At 32.8% G+C, this 9,971-nt stretch carries 7 protein-coding genes; 5 read left to right on the forward strand and 2 right to left on the reverse strand.

Features of this window, described 5'->3' with window-relative positions; translation table 11 throughout:
• The first annotated feature begins 97 nt into the window (after nt 1–97).
• From DIU01_RS05875 to DIU01_RS05885, 3 genes are all read left to right on the forward strand, one after another.
• Complete coding sequence (locus tag DIU01_RS05875; RefSeq protein ID WP_290832426.1) at nt 98–568, forward strand: DUF1573 domain-containing protein; 471 nt, start codon at nt 98–100, stop codon at nt 566–568.
• A 76-nt stretch (nt 569–644) separates the two neighbouring features.
• Nucleotides 645–1,181: an RNA methyltransferase gene (locus DIU01_RS05880; protein WP_290832428.1), complete on the forward strand. Its 537-nt coding sequence runs from the start codon at nt 645–647 to the stop codon at nt 1,179–1,181.
• 2 nt (nt 1,182–1,183) lie between these two features.
• On the forward strand, nt 1,184–3,220 hold the full coding sequence (locus DIU01_RS05885; RefSeq protein WP_290832430.1) for a T9SS type B sorting domain-containing protein: 2,037 nt from the start codon (nt 1,184–1,186) through the stop codon (nt 3,218–3,220).
• Here DIU01_RS05885 and folK read toward each other — a convergent pair.
• On the reverse strand, nt 3,217–4,350 hold the full coding sequence (gene folK, locus DIU01_RS05890) for a 2-amino-4-hydroxy-6-hydroxymethyldihydropteridine diphosphokinase (protein WP_290832432.1): 1,134 nt from the start codon (nt 4,348–4,350) through the stop codon (nt 3,217–3,219). The genes DIU01_RS05885 and folK overlap by 4 nt on opposite strands.
• Before the next feature lie 135 nt (nt 4,351–4,485).
• On the opposite strand from folK, the gene sppA reads away from it, so the two are divergent.
• Entirely contained in the window at nt 4,486–6,252 is a 1,767-nt protein-coding gene (sppA, locus tag DIU01_RS05895) for a signal peptide peptidase SppA (protein WP_290832434.1), read from the forward strand.
• Between the two features lie 200 nt (nt 6,253–6,452).
• Nucleotides 6,453–9,059, forward strand: a complete 2,607-nt coding sequence (locus DIU01_RS05900; protein WP_290832436.1) for an AsmA-like C-terminal region-containing protein — start codon at nt 6,453–6,455, stop codon at nt 9,057–9,059.
• A gap of 37 nt (nt 9,060–9,096) precedes the next feature.
• Here DIU01_RS05900 and DIU01_RS05905 read toward each other — a convergent pair whose 3' ends face one another.
• On the reverse strand, nt 9,097–9,891 hold the full coding sequence (locus tag DIU01_RS05905; RefSeq protein ID WP_290832438.1) for a DUF2797 domain-containing protein: 795 nt from the start codon (nt 9,889–9,891) through the stop codon (nt 9,097–9,099).
• Nucleotides 9,892–9,971: the final 80 nt, after the last annotated feature.

Raw genomic sequence — 9,971 nt, forward strand, 5'->3', positions numbered from 1 at the left:
ACCATTAACATTTCATTTAATAAAAATTTAAGTTTCATTACCACACTTGATTTATTTTTTGCTTAAATTTGTTTCATAATTAATCAATTAAATAAAAATGAAAAAAATATTACTATTAGCTATGCTAGTTGTTTTTGGTGCAACAACCATGAACGCTCAAACCAAATCTAAATCGAAAAAAGCTGCAAAAACTGCAAAAGTTTCAATTCCAAAAGTGGAAGGCGCAGGAATGCTTTTTGAAAGCGAAACTATCGATTATGGAACAATTGCTCACAAAGCTAACGGAGAAAGAGAATTTGTATTTGTAAACAACGGAAACAAACCATTAATCATTACTGGTGCTTCTGGTTCTTGTGGTTGTACAGTTCCAACTTATCCAAAAGAGCCAATTATGCCAGGAGCAAGAGGTGTTATTGGTGTAAAATATGACACTAACAGAGGTGGACAACCATTTAACAAAACAGTTACTGTAAAATCTAACGCTGTTCAAGGTGATTCTAAAATTTTAACTATAAAAGGTACTGTTTTACCAGCTGAAACTACACCGGTGCAAACTGTGAAAAGCTAATTAAAACAAACGTTAAAAAAACAAGCTCTCTTTTTAGGGAGCTTTTTTTTTGGGTATATTTGTCAAAATAAAAAAAATGCGAAAGTTAGAAAATAGCGAACTTGAAAGAAAATCTGTTGAGGATTTTAAACAATCTGAAAAAACTCCAATTATTTTAATTTTGGATGACATTAGAAGTTTACACAACATTGGATCTGTTTTTAGAACTGCCGATGCTTTTCTAATTGAAAAAATATATTTGTGTGGTATCACGGCAACTCCGCCAAATAAAGAAATTCACAAAACTGCACTTGGTGCTACAGAAACCGTAACTTGGGAACACCATAAAAACGTACTAGAAGTCATTGAAAATTTAAAATCTGAAGATGTTTTAGTGTATGCCATTGAACAAGTTGAAAACGCAATTTTCTTAGATAATTTTCAACCCGATAATTCAAAAAAATATGCTTTAGTTTTCGGAAATGAAGTGTACGGCGTTTCACAAGAAGCTGTAAAACTATGTGATGGAACTATTGAAATTCCGCAATTAGGAACAAAACACTCACTAAATATTTCTGTAAGTGCAGGAATTGTTGTGTGGGATTTATTTCAAAAAATGAAAAAGTCCAACTAAAAATGAAACTAAAAAAACAACTTTTGTTGGTTTTATTATTTGCGCAAAGCTATTTTTACGCGCAAACTTTTAATGTGGCTCCAATTTTAACCGCTTCAGGAAATCAAATATATTGTCCACTAACATCGATGAAAATTGTTACTGACATGACTATAGTTGATCCTGATAATACTGGTATTGACGCCATTTATATTCAAATTTCATCGGGTTACACTATTGGAACAGATGTTTTAACATTAACTGGAACTCATCCTACAATTTCATCATCTTGGAATCCAACTCTGGGAAAATTAACATTATCTGGAATTACCAGTCAACCGACTTATACAGCGTTAATAGCCGCTATAAAAGACGTTGAATTTTCAAATAGTTCACCGAATCCGTCAGGATTTAGAACTTTTTCAATTACAGTTGGCGAGGCGAATTATCTTCCGTCAAACGGACATTATTATCAATACATTTCAAATATTGGTGTAAGCTGGACTTCAGCAAAAGCACTAGCAGAACTGAGTCAGTATTATGGTTTGCAAGGTTATTTAGCAACAATAACATCTGTTGAAGAAAAACAATTATCTGGCGAACAAGCAGCTGGAGCAGGTTGGATTGGCGGAAGTGATCAAGAAACGGAAGGTGTTTGGAAATGGATGAGTGGTCCAGAAGCAGGAACAAATTTTTCCTACACTTTTTGGAATAATGGTGAACCAAATAATCTTGGCGCAGAAGATTATGCTCACATAACCTCACCTGGCGTAGGAATTCTTGGATCATGGAATGACTTATCAAACACTGGAGAAGCAAGCGGAAATTATCAACCAAAAGGATATATTGTAGAATATGGCGGAACTCCAGGCGATCCAATATTGCAAATCTCAACAAGTTCCACGATTACAATTCCTTCAATTACATCAACTACGCCAGCATCAAATTGTGATTCAGCAAGCATGACTTTACAAGCAACAACTAATATTGGCACTATAAATTGGTACACAAATCCATCAGGAGGAACTCCAATTCACACAGGAACAAGTTTTACAACTCCAGTTTTAACCACAACTACTACTTATTATGTAGATTCTTTTCCATCAGGTTGTACCTCTGGAACACGAACAGCAATAACCGCAACAATAAACCAAGTTCCAACTGTTACACTAAATCCAGTGACGCCAATTTGCGAAGGCACTACTGCATCAATTACAGCATCAACAAATTTTGGAACAATTTCATGGTTTGATTCAATTACTTCAACATCTCCAATTGCAACTGGACCAACTTTTGTAACACCAAACTTATCATCAAATACCACTTATTACGCTCAAGCAAATAATAATGGTTGTCTTTCACCTCGAGTTTCTGTGTTGGTTTCTGTGAATCAAATTCCAGTTGTTAATGATGAAACAATCGAAATTTGCGAAAATGACACGCTAATTTTAAATGCCGGAATTACCGGTTTGAGTTATTTATGGTCCACTGGAGAAACTACTCAAAGTATTGTTTACAATGGTTCAAATAATTATTCTGTTGTCATTACTAATTCTAGTAATTGTTCGAAAACTAAGAATTTCACCATCATTGAATATGCCGAACCAATAATTCAAGAAGTTCTTGTTGAAGAAAGCACAGCAACCCTAATTATGACGCAAGCTGGAGATTATGAATTTTCTATTGACGGAGTTAACTATCAAGATTCAAATGTTTTCACTATTCAGCAAGGCGGACTTTATATCGCTTACGCAAAAGAAAAACACGGTTGCGGATTGGACACTCAATCTTTCGTAGTTATATCCATTCCTTTATTTTTTACGCCAAATGGTGATGGAATTAACGACAATTGGATTATTAAAGGATTGACTCATTACCCAAATGCTAAAGTTGCCATTTTTGACCGATACGGAAAATTAATTATTCAATTAACAGCAACAAAATTCTTTTGGGACGGAACTTATTTTGGTCAACAATTAATTTCCGATGATTATTGGTTTACTTTAAAAATTGATGATACAACACCAGAAGTAAAAGGTCATTTTTCAATGATTCGTTAAGGCAATTTCATCCTGATTTCCTCAAGAATTTGAATGTAATCTTCTTGGTTTTTTAGAAAATCTTTATCAGAAACATCTACGATTAATACATTCAAATCTTTTTGGGTTTTGATGTAATCGAGATAACCATTATTTATTTTATCCAAATATTCTGCCGGAATTTCTTGCTCGTAACTTCTACCACGACGTTTTATATTTTGAAGTAATCGCTCTGTATTTTGATACAAATAAATATACAAATCGGGTTTTGGCATTTCTTTATAAATAATGTCAAATAGTGTTTTGTACAATCGATATTCGTCTTCGGCAAGTGTTACTTTTGCAAATATCAACGACTTAAATATATGATAATCAGCTACAATGAAATCTTTAAACAAATCAAATTGCGCTAGATCATCAGAAATTTGTTGGTATCTATCGGCTAAAAAAGACATTTCTAACGGAAAGGCGTACCGATTTTGATCTTTATAAAATTTAGGCAAAAACGGATTGTCTGCAAATCGTTCTAAAACCGTTTTAGCATTGAAATCTTCAGCAATTTTACCTACCAAAGTAGTTTTTCCGGCGCCAATATTTCCTTCAATTGCGATGTAATTAAATCCGTCAAGTTTTATCTTTTCTAATGGCGATTGCAACTTAGAAATCTTGGTGCATTTCCCAGTATCAGAACATTGACTAACTAATTGACTGACCGATTTTTGAATAATTGGATGAACCCATTCTGAAGCAATTTCTTGCATTGGCAACAACACAAAAAGTCGGTTGTGTAATTGTTTGTGCGGAATCATAAGCGATTCACTATCAATTATTTCTTCGTCGAAAGTTATAATATCAATATCAATAATTCTTGGTTCATAAGTAGTACTTTCATGACGAATTCGTCCTAATTTTTTCTCAAGTTTTAAAATATTCTTTAATACTTTCTGAGGATTTTTGTGTGTATGAATCAAAACCGCGCAATTATAAAACGAATCACTATCAAAACCCCAAGAATCGGATTCGTACAACGAAGAAACTTTTACAACAGTAGCAACTTCTTGATGCAATAAATTAATACAATTAGTAATATTTTCAAGACGATTGCCCTGATTACTGCCTAAAGAAAGTACGACTTGATGTTGCTTATTCATATCCGCAAAATAACTAAAAGAATTTCAAAATTGAAGTATATTTGCAACTTCTGTTGATAACTATTTTATTTTACAATAATCAAATGGTTTGTAACAAATTAACCCTTTTTACTACTTATATATAAAAATAGTATTATGAGATTTTTAGGAAATGTATTAGCCACAATCGTTGGTTTATTTATTTTTTGCATGATTTTTTTCTTCGGAATCATTTTAATTGGAGCCATTGCCGGAAGCGGTGATTCTGAAACTGTAACTGTAAACAGCAATTCTGTTATCGAATTAGATTTATCTAAAGTAAATTATGATTACGCCGGAAAAACTAATTTTGAAGACATGCCTTTTTTCAACGACAAAGACCAACATGATGGATTATTTGATGTAATAAATGCTATCGAATATGCCAAGTCAGATTCAGATATCAAAGGAATTTCGATACTTAACAACTTCTCAAATCTTGGAATTGCACAAACCAAAGCGTTGCGTGATGCCTTAGAAGATTTCAAAAAATCGGGTAAATTTATTTATTCGTATGCCGATGTTTATTCGCAAAAAGACTACTATTTAAATTCGGTTGCCAATACAATTTATCTAAATCCAATCGGCGAATTAGAATTTAAAGGATTGTCTGCCGAATTGATGTTCTTTAAAGATCTACAAGAAAAATCTGGCGTTAAAATGGAAGTTATCCGTCATGGAAAATACAAAAGTGCGGTTGAGCCATTTTTAGAAAATAAAATGAGTGATGCCAATAGAGAACAAACTACGCAACTATTAACCTCAGTTTGGAATTCGATACTAACCGATGTTGCTTCAAGCAGAAAAGTTTCGGTTGAACGATTGAATCAAGTTGCAGATGGACTTTTGGCTCGAACTCCAGAAATGGCAAAATCAGAAAAATTAATCGATAAAATTGCTTACGAAGATGTGTATCATGATGACATTAGAAAAGCATTAAAGGTAGATAAAGCCGACGATTACGAATCGGTTTCTATAGTAGATTATGCCGAAAAAGTAGCGTCAACTTCTAAAGATTATTCTACCAAAGATAAAATCGCTATCATTTATGCTCAAGGCGAAATTGGAAGTGGCGAAGGCGATGTAAACCTAATTGGTGAAGGCGCAATGCGTCGTTCTTTGCAAAAAGCTAGAAATGATAAAAACGTAAAATCAATTGTGCTACGTATTGATTCTCCTGGAGGAAGCGCATTAACATCAGAATTAATTTGGAGAGAAATTGAATTGACTAAGAAAGTAAAACCAGTCGTAGTTTCTATGGGTAATTACGCTGCATCTGGCGGATATTACATCGCTTGTAACGCCAATAAAATTTTCGCTGAAGCAAATACTATAACCGGTTCAATAGGTGTTTTCGGAATTTTACCAAACTTTACCGTTGCCGCAGAACGCATCGGACTTGACGTTGAGCAAGTTCGAACTAATAAAAATGCTTCTGGTTACAGTCCGTTTTTACCATTGGATGAAAATTACAGAGCGTTTGCTCAAGAAGGCGTTGAACACATTTATTCTACCTTTGTAAAACGAGTTTCGGCTGGAAGAAAATTAACTTTCGAACAAGTTGATGCCATCGGTCAAGGTCGCGTTTGGAGTGGTCAAGATGCTTTAAAAATTGGTTTGGTTGACAAAATTGGCGGTATGGACGAAGCGATAAAAGAAGCAGCAAAACTTGGAAAAGTTACTAAATACAGAACTCAAAATTACCCAGAATTCGAGAAAAATTTTGACGATATTTTAGCTAATTTTGGTTTATCACAAACACGTCAAAGTATAATTAAAGAAGAAATTGGTGAGCAAAACTACAAAGTGCTACAACAAATTAAACAAATGACCAACCAAAAAGGCGTTCAAGCAAGAATGGCTTATGAGTTGAAAATTAATTAGACTTTTTGAAATAATAATATGAAATCCGTTCAATCAACTTGAGCGGATTTTTTTGTCGAAGTTGTTCTACAACAGTTAAATTATGAAACATTTTATGATAATTTTACAAAGTAAAACAATCCTAAAACACTAAATTTGTTGCGTATGCATGCTTAAGGCAAGATATTTGCATCATAAAATTGAATAAATTTTAAATCATTATGGTAAAGAAAATTTTAAAAATAGTTGGAATCGTTTTGTTGCTATTAGTTGTTTCAGCCTTTGCAATTCCGTATTTATTTGAAGATCAAATAAAAGCTAAAATCGCCAAATCTATTAATGAAAGTGTCGATGCCAAAGTCGCATTTGCGGAAGCAGATTTAAGTTTGTTTAAAAGTTTTCCGAGCGCCAACGTTTCAATAGAAAAATTATCTATCATAAATAAAGCACCTTTCGAAGGTGACACTTTAGTTGCATTAGAAGAATTAAACCTAAAAATGTCTGTAATGGAACTTTTTAATGACGATAACGAACCATTAAACATCGACGCCATTTCGACTAAAAACGGATTAATAAATATTATTTTCAATAAAGACGGAATTGGGAACTTTGATATTGCTTTGAAAAACGCAGAGAAAAAAGCCGATGCTGGAAAAAGCAAACCATTAGCATTGAAAATTAAAGAATATGATATTGAGAATTTCAAGTTCAAATATTTTGACGAAAGATCTAAAATAAACATGGTTTTAGACAGTATCAATCACACCGGAAGTGGTGATTTTACTAATGATGTTTTAGATTTAGACACAAAAACTACAACTAAAGCATCGTTAACGATGGACAAGGTGAATTACATGAATAACATCGCGATTTCATTGGATGCTATTTTAGGAATTGATTTAAAAAACAGCAAATACACTTTTAAAGAAAACAAAGCCAAAATCAATGAATTACCATTAGAATTTGATGGATTTATTCAATTGGTTGATGCTGGACAGAATTATGATTTGAAATTTAAAACACCAACATCGTCGTTCAAAAACTTCTTAGGCTTGATTCCTTCCGCCTATTCTAGTAGTATGGATAAAGTAAAAACTTCGGGTGATTTTACCGTTGTAGGTTTTGCAAAAGGAATGCTAACCGACACTACAGTTCCAAAATTTAATGTTGCAATTGCTTCTAATAACGCTTCTTTTCAATATCCAGATTTACCAAAATCGGTTAAAAATATTGTTATTGACACTAAAATTATCAATGAAACTGGGTTGATGAATGACACTTATGTAAATTTAGACAAGCTTTCTTTTTCTATCGATCAAGATGTTTTTAACGCTAAAGCAACAATTAAAAACGTAGCTACAAATGCTTTGGTTGATGCCGCTTTAAAAGGAACAATCAATTTAGGAAGTCTTTCGCAAGCCTATCCAATTAAATTAGACAAACCACTTTCTGGAATTTTAAAAGCCGATGTTACTACTAAATTCGATATGGAATCGGTAGAAAAAAGTCAGTATGAAAAAATCAATAATGCTGGAACTATGAGTTTGTCTGGCTTTAAATATGTTGATGAAAACGGCAAGGCGATGAATATTAGTTCGGCAATGGTTGCGTTCAATCCTAGTCGTGTAAATCTCCAGGAATTTAAAGCTACAACAGGAAAAAGTGATTTGAGTGTAACTGGAGTTTTAGAAAATTTCTACGGATTTATATTTAGAAACCAAGAATTGAAAGGAAATTTCAATATGAATTCCAACCAAATTGCTGTTGATGATTTCATGACGACATCAGAACCAACTAAAGCAGAAGCTAAAGGAAAAACTGAAGCGATGAAAATTCCGGCGTTCTTAAATTGTTCGCTTACAGCAAAAGCCAATACGGTTTTGTATGACAATTTAACCTTGAAAAATGTCTCTGGAAAACTAATCGTAAAAAACCAAGCGGTAACTTTAGACAATGTAAAAACCAATATTTTTGGCGGACAAATTGGCCTTAACGGAATGGTTTCAACCAAAGAAAAAACACCTAAGTTCAATATGAATTTGAATTTAAATCAGGTGTATATTGCAGAAAGTTTCACGCAATTAGACATGTTGAAAAAAATTGCTCCAATTGCTGGAATCATCAACGGAAAATTAAATTCGACTATTAAATTATCAGGAAATCTTGATGCCAATGAAATGACACCCGATTTAAAAACTATTTCTGGTGATTTATTAGGGCAATTATTATCGACTACAGTCAATGCTAAAAACTCTACTTTATTGAGTGCTTTAAGTTCGAATATCAAATTTATCGACATGAGTAAAGTAAATTTAAACGACATCAAAGCAGCAGTAACTTTTAAAGACGGAAAAGTAAATATAAAACCATTCGACATCAAATACCAAGACATGAAAGTAACCGTTGCTGGAACTCACGGATTTGATCAATTGATGAATTACAATTTAAAATTTGATGTTCCAGCGAAATATCTTGGAAGCGATATCAACAATTTGATTTCAAAATTAACGCCAGCCAATGCTGCAAAATTGGAGAATATTCCGATTAATGCCATTCTTGGAGGATCATTTTCACAACCAAAAATTTCAACCGATATTAAAGCGGCAACGACAACTTTGGTAAGTAATTTGGCGAAGCAACAAAAAGAACAATTGATAGGAAAAGGCACATCGGCATTAGAAAATCTTATTAACAAAAATAAAAAACCAGCAGATACTTCTACAACGAAAACACCAGTAAAAAAAGAAGAAATAAAAACTAAAGCTAAAGATTTGTTGAATGGTATTTTGAAGAAAAAAGAAAAACCAGCAACTACAACAACTCCATAAAAATCAAAACCCTTTCAGCAATTGAAAGGGTTTCTTTTTATAAATTTATCTTAACAACATAACCTTCAAAAGTTCTAACGTTAAAAACAGTTCCGTCTTCAAAAATTAAATATTGTCCTTTTATTCCTGTGAGTTTTCCCGAAAAATTAGGTGATTTATCAAGATTTAAACTTGATACTTTTTTTGGATATTCTAAAACTGGAAAATGCAAATCATACAAATCGTCTTTTTCTGGATGAAAATATTCTTGCACTTCCTTCGGAATTAAATATTTTAAACTCGCTCGTTCTTTAATTAAATCAACCGGAAGATAATCGTTTTTTAGCATTTTTTGCCAATTGGTTTTATCTGCAAAATGATTTTTTAAAGCAACCTCGGTAATTCCAGCTAAATAACGATTTGGAACTTCTACAATTGGAATTGCTTGCACCGCGCCTTGATCAATCCATCGTGTTGGCACTTGCGTTATTCTGGTTACGCCAACTTTTACTTCGCTCGACAAAGCCAAATAAACAATATGCGGTTGCAATTGCACTCTTTTTTCATATTCTAAATCGCGATCTTCAATATCTAAATGTGCTGTAGATAATTCGGGTTTCATAATCCAATCTCCTGCTGCAGCACTACTCATGAAGCAATCATAGCAAAATCCTTGACGAAATATTTTCTTTTTCTTACCACAATTCAAACATTGGTAACCCAAAAAAGTAATCTCCATCGACTTATTCAAAAGTTGATTTAAATGAAGAAAACTATTTTCAAAAACCAAGTAATATTGAATCGGATTAGAATATTCGGTTTGCATTTTAGTGAGAACGCCTTCGTATTGCATGATAGATTTTAATTTAGAAGCGAAAATTACAATAATTTTACTATTTTAGCGTAAATATAGATGTTGTGTAACATTAAAAC

This window comes from Flavobacterium sp. (assembly GCF_003525665.1).
Lineage (GTDB): Bacteria > Bacteroidota > Bacteroidia > Flavobacteriales > Flavobacteriaceae > Flavobacterium.